The sequence below is a fragment of the Pseudomonas siliginis genome, assembly GCF_024072275.1.
In the GTDB taxonomy this organism is placed as follows: Bacteria; Pseudomonadota; Gammaproteobacteria; order Pseudomonadales; family Pseudomonadaceae; genus Aquipseudomonas; species Aquipseudomonas siliginis.
In genome coordinates this window covers 2,513,921-2,533,130 of the sequence record NZ_CP099598.1, presented here as the reverse complement: position 1 = coordinate 2,533,130, position 19,210 = coordinate 2,513,921, and the positions used below count along the sequence as shown (strand labels likewise).

The 19,210-nt window shown below is 58.9% G+C and carries 19 protein-coding genes; 6 read left to right on the top strand and 13 right to left on the bottom strand.

Annotation, left to right across the window (positions count from 1 at the left end):
- The first annotated feature begins 104 nt into the window (after nt 1-104).
- Nucleotides 105-662 (top strand): flavin reductase family protein, encoded by a 558-nt coding sequence (locus NF676_RS11880; RefSeq protein WP_056785061.1) that lies wholly within the window; start codon nt 105-107, stop codon nt 660-662.
- A 45-nt stretch (nt 663-707) separates the two neighbouring features.
- On the opposite strand, the gene NF676_RS11875 is transcribed toward NF676_RS11880, so the two are convergent.
- The gene (locus NF676_RS11875) at nt 708-923 is read right to left on the bottom strand and encodes an Atu4866 domain-containing protein (protein ID WP_056786820.1); all 216 of its coding nucleotides are present in this window, start codon (nt 921-923) and stop codon (nt 708-710) included.
- A 235-nt stretch (nt 924-1,158) separates the two neighbouring features.
- On the bottom strand, nt 1,159-1,728 hold the full coding sequence (locus tag NF676_RS11870) for an NAD(P)H-dependent oxidoreductase (protein ID WP_016774391.1): 570 nt from the start codon (nt 1,726-1,728) through the stop codon (nt 1,159-1,161).
- Nucleotides 1,729-1,932: 204 nt separating this feature from the next.
- Between NF676_RS11870 and NF676_RS11865 the strand changes: the two genes are divergently transcribed.
- The gene (locus NF676_RS11865) at nt 1,933-2,841 is read left to right on the top strand and encodes a LysR family transcriptional regulator (protein ID WP_252887766.1); all 909 of its coding nucleotides are present in this window, start codon (nt 1,933-1,935) and stop codon (nt 2,839-2,841) included.
- On the opposite strand, the gene NF676_RS11860 is transcribed toward NF676_RS11865, so the two are convergent.
- Together NF676_RS11860 and NF676_RS11855 are read right to left on the bottom strand one after the other, a co-directional pair.
- Entirely contained in the window at nt 2,835-3,965 is a 1,131-nt protein-coding gene (locus NF676_RS11860) for an MFS transporter (RefSeq protein ID WP_252887765.1), read from the bottom strand. The genes NF676_RS11865 and NF676_RS11860 overlap by 7 nt on opposite strands.
- 210 nt (nt 3,966-4,175) lie before the next feature.
- Complete coding sequence (locus NF676_RS11855; RefSeq protein ID WP_056785051.1) at nt 4,176-5,009, bottom strand: oxidoreductase; 834 nt, start codon at nt 5,007-5,009, stop codon at nt 4,176-4,178.
- A 295-nt stretch (nt 5,010-5,304) separates the two neighbouring features.
- Between NF676_RS11855 and NF676_RS11850 the strand changes: the two genes are divergently transcribed.
- A complete protein-coding gene (locus NF676_RS11850) occupies nt 5,305-5,736 on the top strand; it encodes a DoxX family protein (RefSeq protein WP_082228565.1) in 432 nt (143 codons plus the stop codon).
- A gap of 60 nt (nt 5,737-5,796) precedes the next feature.
- On the top strand, nt 5,797-6,732 hold the full coding sequence (locus NF676_RS11845) for an NADP-dependent oxidoreductase (RefSeq protein WP_252887764.1): 936 nt from the start codon (nt 5,797-5,799) through the stop codon (nt 6,730-6,732).
- Here NF676_RS11845 and NF676_RS11840 read toward each other — a convergent pair.
- The 5 genes from NF676_RS11840 to NF676_RS11820 form a co-directional block, all read right to left on the bottom strand.
- Complete coding sequence (locus NF676_RS11840; RefSeq protein ID WP_252887763.1) at nt 6,710-9,769, bottom strand: efflux RND transporter permease subunit; 3,060 nt, start codon at nt 9,767-9,769, stop codon at nt 6,710-6,712. The two genes, NF676_RS11845 and NF676_RS11840, sit on opposite strands and share 23 nt — an antisense overlap.
- Complete coding sequence (locus NF676_RS11835; RefSeq protein ID WP_252887762.1) at nt 9,766-10,875, bottom strand: efflux RND transporter periplasmic adaptor subunit; 1,110 nt, start codon at nt 10,873-10,875, stop codon at nt 9,766-9,768. The genes NF676_RS11840 and NF676_RS11835 overlap by 4 nt, the downstream gene beginning before the upstream one ends.
- A 100-nt stretch (nt 10,876-10,975) precedes the next feature.
- Nucleotides 10,976-12,247, bottom strand: coding sequence for an OmpP1/FadL family transporter (locus NF676_RS11830; protein WP_236169230.1), 1,272 nt, complete (start codon nt 12,245-12,247; stop codon nt 10,976-10,978).
- Between the two features lie 168 nt (nt 12,248-12,415).
- Nucleotides 12,416-13,042, bottom strand: coding sequence for a TetR/AcrR family transcriptional regulator (locus NF676_RS11825; RefSeq protein WP_016774383.1), 627 nt, complete (start codon nt 13,040-13,042; stop codon nt 12,416-12,418).
- Between the two features lie 134 nt (nt 13,043-13,176).
- Entirely contained in the window at nt 13,177-14,499 is a 1,323-nt protein-coding gene (locus NF676_RS11820) for an APC family permease (RefSeq protein WP_252887761.1), read from the bottom strand.
- Between the two features lie 547 nt (nt 14,500-15,046).
- Between NF676_RS11820 and NF676_RS11815 the strand changes: the two genes are divergently transcribed.
- On the top strand, nt 15,047-15,409 hold the full coding sequence (locus NF676_RS11815; protein WP_095179679.1) for a DUF6124 family protein: 363 nt from the start codon (nt 15,047-15,049) through the stop codon (nt 15,407-15,409).
- Between the two features lie 84 nt (nt 15,410-15,493).
- On the opposite strand, the gene NF676_RS11810 is transcribed toward NF676_RS11815, so the two are convergent.
- The 4 genes from NF676_RS11810 to NF676_RS11795 all read right to left on the bottom strand — a co-directional run bounded on the left by NF676_RS11810 (nt 15,494) and on the right by NF676_RS11795 (nt 18,286).
- Nucleotides 15,494-15,577: a YHYH domain-containing protein gene (locus NF676_RS11810; protein ID WP_252887961.1), complete on the bottom strand. Its 84-nt coding sequence runs from the start codon at nt 15,575-15,577 to the stop codon at nt 15,494-15,496.
- On the bottom strand, nt 15,574-16,710 hold the full coding sequence (locus NF676_RS11805; RefSeq protein WP_252887760.1) for a nickel/cobalt efflux transporter: 1,137 nt from the start codon (nt 16,708-16,710) through the stop codon (nt 15,574-15,576). The genes NF676_RS11810 and NF676_RS11805 overlap by 4 nt, the downstream gene beginning before the upstream one ends.
- Nucleotides 16,711-16,717: 7 nt before the next feature.
- Nucleotides 16,718-17,017 (bottom strand): metal-sensing transcriptional repressor, encoded by a 300-nt coding sequence (locus NF676_RS11800; RefSeq protein WP_016774379.1) that lies wholly within the window; start codon nt 17,015-17,017, stop codon nt 16,718-16,720.
- Between the two features lie 375 nt (nt 17,018-17,392).
- Entirely contained in the window at nt 17,393-18,286 is an 894-nt protein-coding gene (locus NF676_RS11795) for an AraC family transcriptional regulator (protein ID WP_252887759.1), read from the bottom strand.
- Nucleotides 18,287-18,559: 273 nt separating this feature from the next.
- On the opposite strand from NF676_RS11795, the gene NF676_RS11790 reads away from it, so the two are divergent.
- Nucleotides 18,560-19,072 (top strand): nuclear transport factor 2 family protein, encoded by a 513-nt coding sequence (locus NF676_RS11790; RefSeq protein ID WP_252887758.1) that lies wholly within the window; start codon nt 18,560-18,562, stop codon nt 19,070-19,072.
- Nucleotides 19,073-19,210 lie beyond the last annotated feature (138 nt).

The window sequence follows — 19,210 nt, the reverse complement described above, 5'->3', positions numbered from 1 at the left end:
CTGAGCAAGGCTGCCGGAGAGATGCATGTCAAAAAGCAGGAAAGTTGAATTGTCGAAAGCGACTGACAACAACTGTTTATCCTCTTTTGATCCCCGGAGGCGCCATGACCGCATTTCGAAAATCCGACTTCCCTTTGAGCGAGGTTCGCCAGCATCTGGAAACCGGCCCCATCGTCCTGGTGACCTCCGCCTGGCAAGGTGAAACCAACATAATGACCATGGGTTGGCACATGATGATGCAGTTCTCCCCCGCCCTGTTTGGCTGCTACATCTGGAGTGCAAACCACAGCTACGAGCTGATCCACAACAGCCAGCAGTGCGTCATCAACGTGCCCACCGTCGAATTGGTGGACCAGGTTGTTGCCGTCGGCAACAGCAGCGGTGGCGCCATCGACAAGTTTGCCCAATTTGACCTCACAGCCGCCCCCGCAGAACGGGTAAAGGCCCCGTTGATCAAAGAGTGCTACGCCAATTTCGAGTGCAAGCTGTTCGACTCCAATCTTATCGGCGAGTACGGTCTGTTCGTGTGGGAAGTGGTCAAGGCGCATGTGGCTACGTCGGTGAAAAACCCCAAAACCCTGCATTACCGCGGGCAGGGGAAATTTATGGTGGCGGGCGAAACCCTGGATTTGCGCGATCAATTCCGCCCACAGAATCTGTAATACGACACTAATAAAAAAGCCGGAATGTTCATTCCGGCTTATGCGTCAGCGCTCGGGATATAACACCATGCCCGCGTGGTACAGCACGTTATCTCGAAACTCTCCGTCTGCGGTAAAGCCAGTATCGTCCACATACTCGATGTGGTCGCCTTCCAGCCAGTAGCGCCCTTGATAAGCGCTTTTTTGCCGACCGCGAGCCTCGTCATATCGCCCTCCTGGCAGCAACTCATGGCGAATATGACCGTCGGCTGTCACCCACATGCCAACGTACTTGCCCTGATCGCCGGCTGGATTTGCCGTGGCGTTTTCTTGCGCATCAGGGGTTACGCGAATTTCGACATCGGACATTTTAGAACTCCTGTTTTCAGATCATAGTTTCCTGCCGTTCAGCAGGATTTGAAGCAAGAGTAAAAAGTCGCGGCGCGGTGCCGTTATGCAATTCCTGCGCAGGTTTTGCCCAATGCTCCAGGCGCTCGCAGAACGTCTAAGCGAAGGACTACGCGAACTTCTGCAAAGGAGAGAAGGCCCGCGCATCTTTCAGCGCCCGTGCCCACCAGGCCAGCTGGATCAACAACTGCGCCATCGAAACCCGTGCTTGCGCAAAGTGCTCCAGTCCGAGGCCTTGTTCGAGACGCTCGGCAATCTCAGCGAACTTCACATAGCCACCAACAGGCATGGCCTGCAGCTTCAACAACTCGCATCCAAGCTCGTCGACCTCATCCTCCCCGCCGGTCGTGGTGCCATAACCAACAAATGAACAAGGTCGTCCCTGGAGGTGTTCAGGCCAGCGCGCCATCAAGACTTTCAATCCATGCTGGTAACCAAGGTGACGTGCGGGCACCAAGACGATATAGGCATCTGCTGCCGCTAGCGCTCTCAAGCACACTCGACGACCGGGTTGTTCCGAAAAATCGTCTATAAATCTCAGGTCAAACGGCTCTACCACGCTCAACGCAAATTCGCTGCGGTCTTGCACCACGGCGGTAATCCATTGCACCAACGCCGTGTCTACGCCGTTGGACTGGTTGCTGTTATGGATCAGTACTAATTGCAGTGTGTGAGTCATTTCAGCCTCCGAGCAGCTATCAACTTGGCAATGTTCTACGGTTAGAGAAAACAACGTGACAGCAAGAGCGCGATGGTTGGAAGTGGCCACTTCTTTGCTTGCAAAGTCGGCAACCGTTCCATATCGCGTTGGCAAAATATTAGGCGCGCGAAATGGTAGATAAACAGCCCGTGCCCAGGCACACGATTTATGACGTGAGTTCACATGCGACGACTGGATATCAATTGCTTCGCCGAGATGAGCGTGTTCGTTAAAGTGGTGGAACGCGGAGGTTATTCAGCGGCCGCAAGAGCTTGCGCGATAACCCCCTCTGCCGTGAGCAAGCTCATGACGCGCCTGGAAAGCCGTCTTGGCGCACGTTTGCTGAACAGGTCCACGCGCAAGCAACTGCTGACGCCAGAAGGAATGGCTTTTTACGAACGCAGCGTTGCCATACTGGCCGATCTTGACGAAGCGGAACGCGAAGCATCTGCCAGTTCTGCACCGCAGGGCGTGGTCAGAATCAGCTGTAATGTGGGTATCGGCCGCCAGCTTTTTCTTCCCATCATCAACTTGTTCATGAATCAACATCCTGGGGTCAGCGTCGAACTTTTCCTCACCGATGAGGTGGTCGATCTCATCGAAGCACGTGCGGATATCGCCATACGCACCGGAGCGCTCAAGAACTCCAACCTTGTGGCGAAACGACTCGGGCAATCCAGAGGGCTGATCGTAGGATCTCCTGACTACCTGGCGGCCAAGGGCACTCCGCTGGTGCCTCAAGACCTTGCCGATCACAACTGTCTGGGTTTCACCTTTTCGCCTCCCGCCATGGAGTGGGCCTTGCTCGACGAGAGCGGCGAGCAACGTATGTACCCGGTAAAAGGCAATCTGCGCGTCAGCGATGGCGACGCCTTGCGTGAATTGACGGTGCTGGGCGCAGGGCTAGCCAGGCTGGGGTTCTGCCAGGTTGCAGATGACCTGGCTGCCGGAAGGTTGGTTTGCGTCCTGCAACCATTCGTGCCTGCAAGCGTCACGGAGATTCATGCGATTTACGTCGGCCAAGGCGGACATCTGCCCGCACGCGTAAGAGCCCTGATGGATTTCCTCGCCGCCCATTTGCATGTTCATTGAACCGCAACGCGGGCAAAGGGCCGTTCCTTCAATGCATAGGCCAGCACAAGAGCCGCGGGCAAAGCAGCGCCCAGTAGGCACAGCCCTTCCCAGCCGACATACCGAATACCGAAACTTGCAACTGCGGAGCCAATAGCGCCGCCAACAAAGTTGATACTGATAAACACCGCGGTAATCCGTGAGTTGGCTGCGGGGGCCAGTTTGTAGATGACCGATTGATGGGTGATCTGCAAGCCCATTACGCCAACGTTCAAGGCCATTGCGGCAGCGATAATTATCCAGAGCCCTGTCGCCGCAAAGCTCAGCACTGCCCAGGCCAGTATCATCAACGAGGCCAACCCGAATGCCAGCGCGTGCCGGTAGCCATGATCACAGAGCCGGCCAACCACACCGGGAATCAACGCGCCAGTCACTCCCGTGAGCCCGATCAGTCCGATGCTCGAAGTCGAAAAATTGAACGGCGGTTGCGACAACAGTATTGGTAATCCAGTCCACAACATGCTGAAGCTGGCCATTCCCAGCGCACCGTAAAGCGCCCGGCGAGCAAGCGCTGGGTACTCGAGGATGAGTTGCCACAACGAGCGCATCAACTGCTCATAACGCACGGGCTGGCCTCGGCGCTCGGGCTCGGTTGGCAAGGTGATTCTGAGCAGCATGAGCAGGATCAGCGCCGCGCACCCGGCGCTGGCGTACACCAAGCGCCAACCTGCCGCGTTGCCGATACCGCCGGAGACCAGCCACGACAGCGGTATCGCGAGCAAGGCCCCGGTCATCACCACGCCGATCACTTGACCGCGCCGATGCTCGGCTGCGATGGACGCTACATACGGCACAATCAACATGGCAGCGGATGCCGTGACTCCACTGATCAACACTGCGGCGCAGAACAGCAAGAAATTCGGGCTGGCCGCAGCCACAAACAGCGCTAATGCGTTGATGGTAAACATCCGGCTCAGAAGCGCTCTTCTTTCGAGGACGTCACCGAGCGGGACGACCGGCACAATGCCCAGCGTGTAGCCAAGTTGAGCGCAACTCACCAGCAGGCCGGACGTGGCAAGCGGAATACCAAATGCCCCCGTTACCAACGACAGGATCGGCTGCAGATAATAGAGATTAGCGATCATGGCCCCCGCTGCGAATGCGCAGAGCCACATGAAAGGTCGGGACGGGGACGACGAATTCATACAAATACTCCTCGGTAAATGCCGTTCAAAATTGGGCGAGTCAACTCACTCGCCCAGTTTTTCCCGCACCGCGTCGTCCCCGTTAACTCACTCCTCTCAGGTGTTTGCCTGATTCTGTAGCGTCCATGCCATCAGTGCGGGCTTCGCCTGTCAGGCCGTCGGGAAGTCCGCGCCACGGGCGGTAGACTCCCATGCGCTGAACTCGCGGCCCATGGCGGCAAGCTTCGCCTGCGCTGCCTCATAGGCTTCATTGCCCAACAGCAGGCGCGCCGGCGGCGCTGCGCAGGTAACCGCGGCGTAGATCGCCGCTGCCGCCCTGTCTGGGTCGCCAGCTTGATTGCCAACAGATTGCTGGTACGCGCGCATCGCAGCGCCGGCGGTTGCCTGATAATCCTCGGCCACCGTTTGCGCAGCGCCCGAAGACCCCGCCCATTGGGTTCTGAAGGCGCTGGGCTGAACGGTCATCACGCCGATACCCAGTGGCGCAACTTCGGCGCGCAGACTTTCCGACAGGCCCTCAACGGCGAACTTCGTCGCGCAGTAGTGGCCGACCGCTTCGAACCCGACCAGACCGCCTACCGATGTGAGGTTGACGATCATGCCGGTGCGCCGCTTGCGCATGCCAGGCAGTACCGCGCGAATCATATGGGCCGTGCCGAAGTAGTTGACCTCGAACATCCGCCGAACAGCCCCATCGTCGCTGTCTTCTATCGATGAGAAATAGCCGACGCCGGCGTTATTGATCAGCACGTCCACTCGCCCGAAGCGATGCTCGGCCGCCTGTACGACCTGCATCGCCTGCGCCGGATCGGTCACGTCCAGAGGCAGAATCAAAGCGTCGCCGAGGGCGGCCAGATCCTCGATCTGCTGTGTGTTGCGCGCCGTGACCACCACACGCTCACCCTCATTCAGCAGCGCCGTGGCGATGTGGCGACCGAACCCGGTGGAACAGCCTGTAACCAACCAAACCTTAGTCTCGTTCATTGCAGTACTCCTCTAGATAGCGGCGGTTCAGGATTCGGCTGAACCGCGTTCGAGACCAACGTACCGAATCCGCCCCGCCACTGTTATCCGATTAATCCGCGACATTTGCCTGATCCTGCTCCCCAACACACGTCGCTGACCACAGTGGAAGGTCCACTTCGATTTCTGCTGCATTTCTAGTTTTTCGAACCTGATCATCGAAACTTGTCGGCTATTGCGCAAAGCCTCGCGATGACATCATCTGCTCCACAACGGCGCTTCATGGTGAAGCGCTGAAATCAGCGGAATCCACGTCATGTCCCACGCAGCCACAATTTCCAGCGTCACTGCCTCAACGTCTTCCAACCTCAACAGCACCGTTTCCTTGATCGGGCGGATTCTTCTGAGCGCGATCTTCATTCTTTCGGGCCTGTCGAAAATCGCGGCACCGGCCATGATGATTGGCTACATCGGCTCTGTCGGGTTGCCTTTTCCCGAACTGGCGTTGGGCGTGGCGATTGCTGTCGAGGTTCTCGGCGGCGTAGCGTTGATCGCCGGTTATCGCACACGTACCACCGCAGCGCTGTTGGCGATTTTCAGCGTACTGACCGCACTGATTTTCCATAACGCCCTGGCGGACCAGAATCAGTTCATTCACTTCTTCAAGAATATCGCCATGGCCGGTGGGCTCTTGCAGATCGTTTCTTTCGGCGCAGGGCGTTTCAGCCTCGACGCACGTCGCCACTAATCGAATCGCCGGCACGTCCATTCCTTCCGACGAGCCTTGACCATCACAACGGAGAGAATCATGAAAGCGATCCAAGTCGCGCAGTACGGCCAGGCAGAAGCGCTGGAGCTCAAAGAACTTGCGGATCTGAAACCCAATGACGATCAGGTGTTAATCAATGTTGCCGGTAGTGGGATCAATCCAATCGATTGGAAAATCCTCTCCGGTGCCATGCAGCAATTCATTCCTCTGCCACTGCCCTACACGCCTGGCGTGGAAGTCTCAGGCACAGTCGCCGCGGTGGGCAGGAATGTCAGAGACTTTGTCGTTGGCGACAAGGTGTTCGGGTTTATCGGGATTACCGGCGGATATGCGACCCAGGCCCTCTCAACGCCAGATCGTCTGGCCCACACGCCGACAACACTATCGTTGCAAGAAGCCGGCGGCGTGCCGGCGGCAGCGCTGACCGCTTGGCAAGCTCTGCATGAACACGCCGGAATTCAGGCAGGTCAAAAAGTCCTCATTCACGGCGGCTCAGGTGGCGTGGGCAGCTTCGCAATCCAGCTCGCCCGCCTTGCCGGTGCTTATGTGATCGCGACCAGCTCTGCGAAGAACCACGACTATCTGCGTTCACTTGGCGCCGATGAGGTGATTGACTACACCACGGCTAAATTCGAAGACAGCGTTGCTGACCTCGATGCGGTCATTGATCTGGTCGGCGGCGAAACTCAGAACCGTTCATGGAGTGTGATCAAGCGCGGGGGCGTTCTGGTTTCCCCCGTAAGCGCACCCTCTGCACAGAAGGCAAGCGAGCACCGTGTGAGTGGCAAAAATTTCGCCACCCGCTCCGATGGCAGCCAATTGGCCGAGATTGCCGCGCTGTTCACATCCGGCAAGCTCAGCCTTGAGGCTCAAGTGGTACCGCTGACAGAAGTTGTCGACGCGGTTAAACAAAGCTGGGCCGGACACACCCGGGGAAAAATCGTGCTCGATGTCAGCGCTCAGGCCGAATCCTGAACCAGATCGCATACATCGCCGGCAGAAACACCAGCGTGATGATGGTGCCAACAAACGTGCCACCGATCAGCGTGTACGCGAGCGTGCCCCAGAACACCGAGTGGGTCAGCGGAATGAACGCGAGAATCGCCGCCAGCGCGGTCAACAACACCGGCCGCGCCCGTTGCACTGTCGCTTCGACAACGGCATGGAACGGCGCCAGCCCTTCCTGCTCGTTGTGATGTATCTGCCCGATCAGAATCAGCGTGTTGCGCATCAGAATCCCCGACAGCGCAATCAACCCGACCAGCGCATTGATGCCGAACGGCTGGTTGAAGATCAGCAGCGTCGGCACCACACCGATCAAGCCTAACGGCGAGGTAAGGAAGACCATGATCATCGCTGAGATCGAGCGTACCTGGACGATGATGATGAGCAGCGTCATGGCGATCATGATCGGCAGCAACGGCAGAATCGCTTTGCCGGCCTTGCCGGATTCTTCGATGGCGCCCGCCTGTTCAATCCGGTAGCCGGAAGGCAGGTTTTCGATGATCGGCTGCAACTGCTGGATGATCGCGCCGGAAACGTCCGGCGGCTGCAAACCTTCGGCGATGTCGCCACGGACGGTGATGGTCGGCGTGCGATCGCGGCGCCGCAGGATCGGGTCTTCCATGCGCACTTCGACCTCGCCGATCTGCGACAACGGGATGCGCTGCCCCGCCGCACCAACCAGGGTGAAGCCTTCGATCTGCGCCGGGTCCAGGCGGATATTGCCCGCCGCACGACCGACGACCTGCACGGAACGGATGTCTTCGCGCACCGCCGTGATCGGCACGCCGCTGAGCAGAAATTGCAACTGCTGGGCCACCGCGCTGGACGTCAGCCCCACCGCCTGCAAGCGATCCTGATTCAGGTTGAAGTGCAGCGTCGGCGTCAGTGACCCCCAGTCGGTGTTGACGGTTCTCATCATCGGGCTGTCCTGCATCACCGCCCTGACCTGCTCGGCGATGTCGCGCAGCTTTGCCGGATCCGGCCCCATCACCCGGTAGGCCACCGGGAATGGTGAATACGGACCGAAGACGATTTGCGTTGCGCGCACACGGGCCTCCGGGGCAAGCCCTGCGGCGACCGCTTCGCGCAAACGCAACTTCAGAGTTTCACGGGCTTCCTGGCTCTCGGTCAGCACGACAATTTTGGCGAACGATGGATCCGGCAACTCCGGCGCCATCGCCAGGAAAAACCGTGGCGCACCCTGGCCGATATAGGCCGTGACGATTTTGGCCTCTTCCTGCTTTTGCAGCCAGGCTTCGACTTTGGCCGCAGCGGCGCTGGTCTGCTCGATGGACGTGCCGTAAGGCATCTGCACTTCGATCATCACTTCGGGGCGGTCCGAGGTTGGAAAGAACTGCTTCTTCACCAGCCCCATTCCTGGGATCGCAACAGCAAACAGCGCGACCACCGCACCGGCCACCAGCCATTTCCGGGTAATCACCCACGTCAAAATCCGCCGGAAGCGGTTATAGCGCGGCGTGTCGTAGATTGCCCCATGCCCGCCTTCGACTTTCTTGATGTCCGGCAACAGCTTCACGCCCAAGTACGGCGTGAAAGCCACGGCGACGACCCACGAAGCAATGAGCGCGATGCCGACAATCCAGAACATGTTGCTGGTGTATTCGCCCGCCGTTGATTGCGCAAAACCGTTGGGCAGAAAGCCAATCGCCGTGACCAGCGTGCCGGCCAGCATCGGCGCTGCCGTATGACTCCAGGCATAGGCCGAAGCCTTGATGCGGTCGTAGCCCTCCTCCATCTTCACCACCATCATTTCAATGGCGATGATCGCGTCATCGACCAGCAAGCCGAGCGCCAGAATCAGCGAACCGAGGGTGATCCGGTCAAAGTTCTTGCCGGTGGCCGCCATCACCACAAACACGATCGCCAGGGTCAATGGCACCGCCGCTGCGACGACCACGCCGACACGCCAGCCCATGCTGAGAAAGCACACCAGCATGACCACCAGCAGCGCGACAAAGAACTTGACCATGAACTCACCGACGGCCGAGTCGATATTCACCGCCTGATCGGTGACTTTGGAGAGGGTCATGCCCAAGGGCATTTCCTCGTTGATCCTGGCCGTTTCGGCGTCCAGCGCCTTGCCCAGATCGAGACCGTTCCAGCCCTCGCGCATGATCACGCCGAGCAATAAGGCTTCTTCGCCGTTGTTGCGCACGAGGAAGGTCGCCGGGTCTTCGTAGCCGCGTTCGACCGTGGCCACGTCAGACAGTTTGAGTGTTCGTCCCTGCGCCACCACAGGCGTGTCACGGATTTTCTGTAACGTGTCGAACGCGCCATCGACGCGCAAAAATACCTCCGGCCCTTTGGTTTCGACCGATCCGGCGGGCGTCAATACGTTCTGATTGTTCAGCGCGGCGAAGATGTCCTGTGGCGCCAAGCCCAGCGTCGCCAGCCGATCATGGGAAAACGAGACGAATATCCGCTCGGCCTGCTCGCCGATGATGTTGACCTTTTTCACCCCCGGCACGTGCAACAGGCGCTGGCGTAACGTCTCCGCATCGCGTACCAGCAAGCGCTGCGGCTCGCCTTTGGCTTTCAAGGCGAACAGCGCGAAGGTCACGTCGGAGAACTCGTCGTTGACCATCGGCCCGATGACACCCGCCGGCAGCCTGATCGCTTCATCGTCGAGCTTCTTGCGTGCCTGGTAGAACTCTTCCTGCACCTGCGATGGCGGTGTGCTGTCGAGCAACGAGACCACGGTGAATGCCAGTCCCGGACGCGTGTAGGTTTCCGAGCGGTCGTACCACTTCAGTTCCTGCAAGCGTTTTTCGAGGGGTTCGGCGACCTGATCCTGCATCTCTTGCGCGGTCGCTCCTGGCCACGCGGTGATGACGGTCAGCTGCTTGACCGTGAACGGTGGGTCTTCCGCCCGGCCCAATTTGAAGAACGACAGAACGCCGGCAACGGCGATGAGAAAAATAAGAAACACCGTGATTGCGCGCTGGCGCACGGCGATGGCGGAAAGGTTGAACCGGCCCTCGCTCATGGACGACTCCCGGCAATCTGGCCATCGTCGCGGGCAAGCAAGCGCACTTCTTCGCCATCACGCAGCAGATGCGCGCCCAGCGCGACAATCGGCTCACCGACGTTGAGCTGGCCAGCGACACGGGCCGAGTCATCGCTCAAGCCCAGCACCTCGACCGGGCGCCAGCTCACTTTCGCCGGTGTGCCGGCGATGACCCACAAGCCGGGGCCTTTGCCCGGGTCGTAGATCGCGGCGACCGGCACTTTCAGCGCCTGATCTGGCGAAGAACCCTGAGCAATTTCGACGGTGACCGTCGAGCCGATTGGCGCATTGGCCAAACTGCCTTCGAGCACATAGCGCGCCTCGAAAGTACGAGTTGTGCTGTCGGCCGAATCGGAAAGCAGACGCAGTTTTGCGCTCACGGCAGCCGACGTATCGCCATACAGTTTTGCCTGAGCGGTTGAGCCCGGCGCGGGGCGCAAGGTCTCGGGCAGATGGACGATGGCCTCCCGCTGACCGGCCCGCGCCAGCCGCACCACCGGTTGTCCCGGGCTGACGACTTGCCCCGGCTCGGCGAGGGTTTCCACCACCACGCCATCAGCGTCCGCCACCAGAACCGCGTAACCCGAGGCGTTGCGCGCTACGTCCGCTTGCGCCACAGCGGCATTGAGCTGCGCCCTGGCGGTGTCAGCGGCGGCTTTGAACTGATCGTAGGCCGATGCCGAAATAGCGCCGGCGGCGACAAGTTTGCGATTGCGCGCTTCGTCACCGGCAGTCTGTATGGCTCGGGCGCGAGCGGCGCTCACCGCTTCTTGCTGGGCTCGCGCCTGCAGGCCGAGGTCGATCGGGTCGAGGCGCATCAGCGGCTGGCCGCGCTTGACCGTCTGCCCGGTATCGACCAGACGCTCGAGCACCTTGCCCGAAACGCGAAAGCCCAGATCGCCCTGGGTGCGCGCGGCGACGACTCCGGTGAATGATCGAGATCCATTTTCTGCCGGTTGCACCGCCGCCGATCTGACAATCGGCGCCAAGGTACGTGGATCTTTTGCGCTGGAGGAATCCCCGCACGCGGTCAGGGCCAAGGGCAACAAACATACCGCGAGGGGGAAAGGTCGGAGCCGGCGCATGGAATTCCTTCACTGAAAATAGGATGATCATCATATTCTCAGTCTTGTGACTAATATCGTCAATAGTCACTGAGTCATCGGCCCGATGTTCAGCGCTGAATCAGAAGCGATAGCTGACAGAAGTACCGAGCCCGCTGGCGCTGTTCTTGTATTTCGCGCTGTACGAACCCTTGCCAGCCGAGGTGTCGTTGATCTCCACGCTCTCTTCCCAGAGATAGGAATAGGCGACGTCGATGGTGACATTTTCCGCAGGCGTCCAACCGGCGCCGAGGCTGAACACCTTGCGATCGCCCGTTGGAATACGCGGTCCACGATTGGTGTTGTTCGCCGGCGATTGATCAACCGAGAACCCGGTGCGCAGCACAAATTGGTTGTTCAACCGGTACGCCGCGCCGATGGCGTGAGCCCAGGTGTCATGCCAGTTCTGTTCTTCGCTGATCGTGCCCAACTGACCGGCAAGCAGTGGCGGCAATCCGCTGTTTTCGATGGTCAGCTCTTTAAAACGGCTCCAGCGCGTCCAGGTGCTGCCGGCATACAGCGTCCAGTTGTTGTTCAGTTGATGGGTGACCGAGAAGTCCACCGATTCCGGGGTGTCGACGTCCAGCGACGCGTCAAAGCTGCGGCCGCTGACGCCGAGCACGTTGAAGATGCCATCGCTGAGTTTACTTTTCGCGTCGAGGTGGTAACTGACTTTTGAGTGATAGGTCAGGCCCAGGCGGATCTGCTCGGTCGCCTGCACCATGACCCCGGCGTTGAAGCCCAGCGCGGTATCGTCGCCCGTGCTTTTGACTTTGCCGTCATTGCGCCCGGGGCTCAGCGGATTGGCGACCATCCCCGACAGCTCGCCGCTGATGCGGTTGATAGTCGGGCCGAAGCCGATCGACACCTTGTCATTGAAGGCATAACTGATGGTCGGCTGGAACGTCAGCGTGGTGACTTCGCTTTTGTTGGCGTAATAGCGGCCAGCGAAACCACTGCCGTAGTCGGTGATCAGGCCAAACGGCACGTAGAACCCCACGCCGAACGCCCACTGCTCGTCGATCGGTTTGACGTAATAACCCATCGGTACCGTGGTGGTCGGCACCATGTCGCCGTCTTCCTTGCCGCCGAACGTGCTGCGGGTCTGGCTGATATCGGACTTCGCAAACAGCGTCGCCTGCCCCACGCTCGCCTGCTCGCGCTTGAGCCGCGCCATGCCCGCCGGGTTGCCAAAAACGGTGCTGGCGTCTTCCGCCGAGGAAGAGCGACCGGCAAAGCCCGATCCCATGCCGCTGACGCTTTGCTCATTGAGCGCAAAACCACCCGCAAGAACATTCGACGAGGCAAGAACGACAGCCAGCCCCACCGGGCGCTTGAGCATTGTTTTTTTCATTGTGTGGACTCTATGGGTGACTCGGAATTGGATGAACTGCGGCGGCCATGTTATCCGAGTGACCATATCAGTCAACAGTCACGCTTTGGGCAATTATTCATCGTCCGCCCTGTACAGGCGAGGCGAGATCAGGCGGCGACTGATCCGAGTATTCGGATCAGCAGAGGGTCAAGGCATCAAGCTGCGCAGGATGAGGTTCGAAGTCAGCGTCGGCGCCACTTCGATAAAGTCGAGGTTGTGTTGCAGCATCAGTGGATTGACGAAGGGTCGCAACGCCAGGTGGATCGATTCGACCGTCTCGTCCAGCGGCGTCCTGCGCTCGAACTCACCGGCCTCGCGCCCTTCACGGACAATGTCGGTGATGAAACGCTTGATCTGCGCATCGTAACGCTGCGCACTCGGCCAGTTCTCACCCGCTGCAAACGCAGCAATGTCGTAGAGCTTGCGGTCGTTGAAAAACAGGTTCACGCCCGTGGCGATCACGGTTTTCACCAAACGGCGGAAACGCTCGGTAGGCGTCAGGTCTTCCTCGTTGATCGCCTGCTCGACCGCCGCAACGATCTGCCCCAGACAGTTCGCGCAGATGGCTTCGCCAATCGCCTGCTTGGAATCGAAGAATTTGTAGATGTACGCCTTGGAGAAACCGATGGCCTTGGCCAGATCGGACACCGTGGTCTTGGCGTAGCCGTACTGGCTGAAATGCTCGTTGGCAGCCGCGACAATCTGATCACGAATGTCGTGATCGACTGGCCCACGCGGGCCGGGGAAAGATGGGGAAACTGAGGACTGATTCATGTCGGCAGCTTACTCACCCGCCCGCCGACTGACAACGTGTGACACATTTTGAATACCACCACCCATCCACTGTGGGAGCGAGCCTGCTCGCGATGACACCTGCCCAAACGACACCAATCCCCCAAACCCGCGCACTACCCGGCCTTACTGATCGCGGAAAATCTGATGCGAGAACAGCCATGCAGCAACATCCCGACAATGATCAGCGCCCCCGCCCGCAACCACGTTTCCCACCCCTGCTGACTGAGCAGCACCAGACACGAAACGATCGCAAGCACCGGAACGAAGGTCGGCACGCGAAAGTGGTCCTCCTCCACCCTGTCGCGACGAAGAACCAGCACCGCCACATTGGTACTCAGAAAAACGAACAGCAACAGCAAAACCACCGTCTCTGCCAACGTTGCCAGCGTGCCTGTGAGTGTCAGGGCAATAGCGACCACGGTAGTTGCAACAATGGCAGCCCATGGAGTTTTTCGTTCAGGCAGCACCGCACCCAAAACACCCGGCAACAGCCCCAGATTCGCCATGCCATAGGTCAATCGGCTGGCCATGATCATGGTTAACAGCGCACCGTTGGCCACAGCAATCAGCGCAATGAAAGAGAACAGTGCCGGCGGGATTGCGAGGGTCGATGCGCGGACAACTTCGAGCAAAGGCGCCGACGTGGCCACCAACTTCTCGGTAGGCAACACCGAAGAAGCCGCCACACCCACCGCCATGTAAACCACGCCAGCGGTGAGCAAAGCGGCGAACAAGGCACGCGGGTAAACCTTGCGCACGTCTTTGATTTCCTCGGCCAGATTGGCCGAAGTTTCGAAACCGACGAAAGAATAGAACGCGAGCAACGCCGCCCCCAACACCGCCAGCATGGGACTGACGCCCGGTTTGAACGTGAGCGTCCGCCCCAGATCCGCCTCACCTGTGCGGAAATACCAGACCGCAGCCACGATCACCAGAATCAGCCCGGACAGTTCAATCACGGTCATCACCAGATTTGCCCCAAGCGACTCCTTGATCCCCCGCGCGTTGAGCAGGCCGATAGCCAGAAGAAACACCAGGGCTGCAATCTGCGGCGATACGTCGACGAAGGCGTTGAGGTAATCACCGGCAAACGCCAGCGACAAACCCGCAGCGCTGGTGACCGCAGCCGCCAGCATGCAGAAACCGACGAGGAAGGAAATGAGCGGTGACTTGAACGCCTTTTCCGCGAACACCGAAGCCGCGCCGGCGTGGGGATATTTGGTCACCAACTCCGCGTAGGAACCTGCCGTCAACATGGCGAAGAACAATGCGATCAGCAGCGGCACCCAAATCGCGCCGCCCACTTCCCCCGCGATCGTTCCGGCGAGTGCGTAAACACCCGCGCCGAGTACATCGCCGAGAATAAACAGAAACAGCATCGGGAAAGTGATAGCCCGGCGCAGAGAAGTTTTATCAGTGGGAGCCGTCACGGTCATTCCTTGGTTCAGGTGTGGAGGAGCTGGAGGGTTGTCACCTCAAACAATGGAAATGGCGCCGGAAGCAAAGTTCAAAATGTGTGATGGGGCTTATCGCCACGGCGCTATAAACATTGCCAACTCGACACCTGTGGGAGCGAGCTTGCTCGCGAAGACCCCAGCCCGATCAACACAAAACCTCAGCCAAAACCAATTCCCTAAACACCTCGTTTAAAACTGACATTCAGACTGTTCCAGCAAGCTACAACGCCTTGCGCCATTGCCTACGACTACGCCAGAATCCGCCGGCTTGTGCGCCTCGGGCCGTGGTTCTATCGTTGGTCGGTCACTGAAAAACAGTGATCGGGTTTGGTAGCCCGCTTTCCACATGGCGCATAACGTCATCCTATGCAGATGCTTTCGCATCGGTTTTATGGTGGCCATGCGCAGGGCGTTTTCGAGCGCGCCGGTTTTTCCATGTGGGCCGGTCTACCAACCTTCGTATGGCCACCACCCTTCGTTTGGTAGCGAGAGTGATGGCTCCCTTGGTCACATATGGAGCTTCACCATGTTCAAAGTAACGCCCAACCCGCCACAGTCGGACGCAACATCACCCTACGAATCCCTCGACTCAAAAAAACTCCACGAAGCTGCCGACCGCGCCCTCGACCACTACCTCAAACCCAGCGACACCATCAAAACCACGCCCTACCAGACCAGCAGCATGTTCCTCGCCAACCCGAAAACCGCGACTGAAGAATTGCTGGTCAACGCCAGCGAATCGCTAGGCTCCGCCTCGGTAATGCTGAGTGATGTGATCGGGATGGTTGAAGGATCTGCTCGCAAGACACTGCAAGGTATCGCGCAGGTAGTGATGCTCGGCGAGCTCGCGGTTAATCAGGCGTTGGATAACGTCGTGCCGGTCGAGTAATTCTGCGGATGCAGGCGTTCGCTAATGCCTCGCGCTCATCGCGCGCGCCTCGATAGCCCAGCCTTGCGCTGGGCTTTTTGCTCGTCAGTGGCAGTGGTAGTCGTTGGCTTTATGGTTGCGATGGCAACCCTTTGCATCAGTGCCACCGCTGTGCGCAAAGGGTCTTATGCGCTCAGGCCGATCCAGCCATGGAAGCCGACATACAGGCCAACGCCAATGATCAGCACGCTGGACAGATAAGGAGCGCGGCGCGCCACGGTTCCCAGCCACGGCCAGCGATTGGAAGCCTGTCTGGCGCCAATGGCTGCTGCGGCACCGACGGTGACCAAAGTCAGCGCCAGGCCGATGCTGAAACACAGAACGAGCATGCCGCCGAGCGCGACTTCTTTGACTTGCAGGCACAGCAACAGGACAGTGATGGCAGCCGGACAGGGAATCAGGCCGCCAGTCAGCCCGAAAATGACGATCTGACCCGTGGTCACTTCGCGGTTGGTGAAGCGCTTACGGATGTCGTTGGCATGAGCACGTTCGTGCGCATCCTGATAGCCATCAATCGACAGCTCCAGGCCTTCGAGTTCGGAATGCGCATGCCCGTGATCATGCTCCTGGAACGTCAGGTCGTAATCATGCGAATGCCCGGCATGTCCAAGGCTCAAGCGAGCGCTGAACTCGTGCGGTTCCGGAATATCCACCGTCGACTGCAGAAAGCCTTCACGCTCGACGAACGCGAACGATTGGCTGCTGCCGTCCGGACGCGTCGTGGTCAGGCGAACATCCGAGGCTGCCCAGGCGTGTCCGCTCAAGGTCTTCAAGCGCCAGTGCGGTGGCAGGCCTTCCTCGAAGATCGACAGTTCAACACGGCCATGGCCGGTATCTATTCGGTGCGTTTCATCATGATGACCATGGTCGTGTTCGCCGTGATGGTGATCATCGCTTTGCTCGAACTTGAACATCTGCTCACCGCGCCAGGTACGCCACAGCATCCACAGGGCGATCGCGATGATCAGTGCAGCAGACGCAAGCTGGAAATACGGCTCAGTGGTTTCAGCATCCAGGCCTTTGCCCAGGTACATGCCGCCGATGGCGACCAGCCACACCACGGCGGTGTGCGAAAGCGTTGCGGCCAACCCCAACAAAACAGCCTGTTTGACCGAGCCACGGATGGCCACGATGAAGGCCGCCATCATGGTTTTCGAATGACCTGGCTCCAGGCCATGCAAGGCGCCGAGCAGAATCGCGCTCGGGAAATACAGCCAGGCGTGAGCCCCGCCTTGCTGCAACAGTTCAGCGAAATCGGGCATGTCAGACCTAAAGGTACTTGGTGATTTGTTTGAAGGCTTCCAGCGGTGCGCGCTCGCCATTGCCTAGCGCCGAAACGGTATCTTCGAGGCAGTGGTCGATGTGATCCTGGATGAGCGTGCGTTTGGCCTGGCAGATCGCTTTCTCAACCGCATGAAGCTGCTGGGCGATATCCACGCACTGACGCCCTTCTTCGATCATGGTGATGATGCCGCGCAAATGCCCGTCCGCCCGTTTGAGGCGTTTGATGATCGCCTCATGACTTTGGTGGGTGTGGGGATGGCTGTGGTCGTGTTCGTGTTCACTCATGAGTTGAGTCTCAGGGCTCGATGAATTACGCTGGCATCGCATCCCCCCAGGGGGGATTAGGCAAATCGCTTGAGCGCCCTGTCGACGAGTTGAAACCTTTAACACCATGTACAGCAAAACACTGACAACGACGGCAGTAATCGCGCTTGCTCTCGCCATGTTCATGGCCTGGGCCGGGCATACCTATTCGTTGCCAGTCACCTCGGGGCAGCCAGCCTGGGAGATCGCTCAGGACGTCCATCATGCTCACGGCGAAGAGTCGTCATCCAGCCACGACCGGCGATTACCTGAGCGTCAAACAGTAGTCCGGAACACATTGAAAACGAGGCCGCAAATGCGGCCTCGTTTTTTTCTGCGCGACGAAAAGCGCTGGATTCAAATTCCACAAATGTCCGTGCGCAACCGCCAGGCGTCTTTCGCTGGTGGCATGCCGAACAGACGGGCGTAGTCCCGACTGAACTGCGAGGGACTTTCATAACCGACTGCATATCCCGCCTCTGCGGCATCGACCGCTTCGGTGACCATCAGCCGGCGTGCTTCCTGTAGCCGCAACTGGTTGCGAAACTCCAGCGGGCTCATCGAGGTGATCGCCTTGAAATGCGTGTGAAACGAAGAACGGCTCATGCCGGCGATTTCGACGAGTTCATCTATTCGACACGCTTCGTTGTAGTGGCTGCGCAGCCAGGCAATAGCCTTGGCGATCTGGTTCAAGCGGCTGTCTGCTTGTGCCATCTGCCTGATGATGCTGTTGCCGTTTTCGGTTAGAAGGCGATAAAGCATTTCGCGAATCACCAGCGGAGCGAGCGCTTCGATATCCCGTGGCCTGTCGAGCAGCCCGGCCAGCCGAACCGCAGCATCCAGCAGTTCTGGAGTCGTATCGTTGAGCGCAATGCCTGCCGGCGGTGCACTGACGCTCTCTTCTCTTAGCGGATGGCGCAGCGCAAGTTCACTCAACACAGCGGTATCGAGATCCAGCGCCAGGCACAGATAGGGAACAGCCTCACTCGCCTCGATGACCGAGCCCATCACCGGAAGGTCTACCGATGCAATCAGGTACTTGGCCGGATCGTAAACATAGACGGTAGTACCCAGCATCGCTTGTTTACGTCCCTGGGCGACAAGGCAGAGTGTCGGCTCGTACACCACCGGCATAGGCATCGTGGGCGAAGCGGAGCGAATCAGGCTGACACCCGGAATCGCGGTGCTGTGGATGCCGTCATTCCGGGCGTGACGACCAACGATATCGACAAGCTTGGAAAGGGAATTCAAACACAACTCCATCACGTGGGGATTCGGCGGTTAAACATCTGGCCTATCGGATGATCAAGCAAGAAATCAGGACGATCCTGCAACAGCCCTCCTCCGCTCGTAAGTCACACTTCAGATGAGGCCCAGAGATACTGCTGGCCAAACCCGCGCCGGTTCTTGCCAATGCCTCATATAGAACAACGGCGTGTGGGAACGCAACTAGCGGCTCTCAGATAACAACAACGGCCCATCCAACTCGACGGGGCTCATCGGACAGATTAAGGAGCACAGGAAATGACGCTTGTTCAACGCCTCTCTACAGCGCTAGCACTGGTCTTCACCACACTCATTGCAGGGCCGGCGCCCGCCGTGGCCAGCGAACCAACTACGGAACGCAATCGCCAATTCATTGCGCAAGCGTTCAACCAGTGGGCTCAAGGCGACCGGACGTTCTTCACAGATGTCCTGGCCCCCGATGTGATCTGGACAATCAAGGGAACGAGCCCTTCGGCGGGTACTTATCGGGGCCGAGATGACTTCCTGAAACGCGCAGTCCAACCCTTCGCAAAACGGCTCGCCTCGCCCGTTCGCCCGACGGTGGCGGATATCTGGGCTGAAGGCGATGACGTCGTTGTGCACTGGAACGGCACCGCCACCGCAGCCGACGGCGCGCCTTATCGCAACAGCTACGTATGGATCATGCGCATGCGAAATCTGCAGGCAGTTGAAGTCGTTGCCTTTCTCGATCTGGTGCCTTATGACGACGTAATCAGGCGAATTCCGCTTGAAGCTGGCGATGTTGAATAGATAAGTCCGCCAGGATCGACTGGAGGATCTGCTCGCGAGACGCTGCGAGATCTTACGTAGGTGGGCATGTCGTCGAATGTCGGCTTTCGGCCAAAATCGAACGTTTGATTTAACGTGGATCTGGCGCGCTTTCTGAAA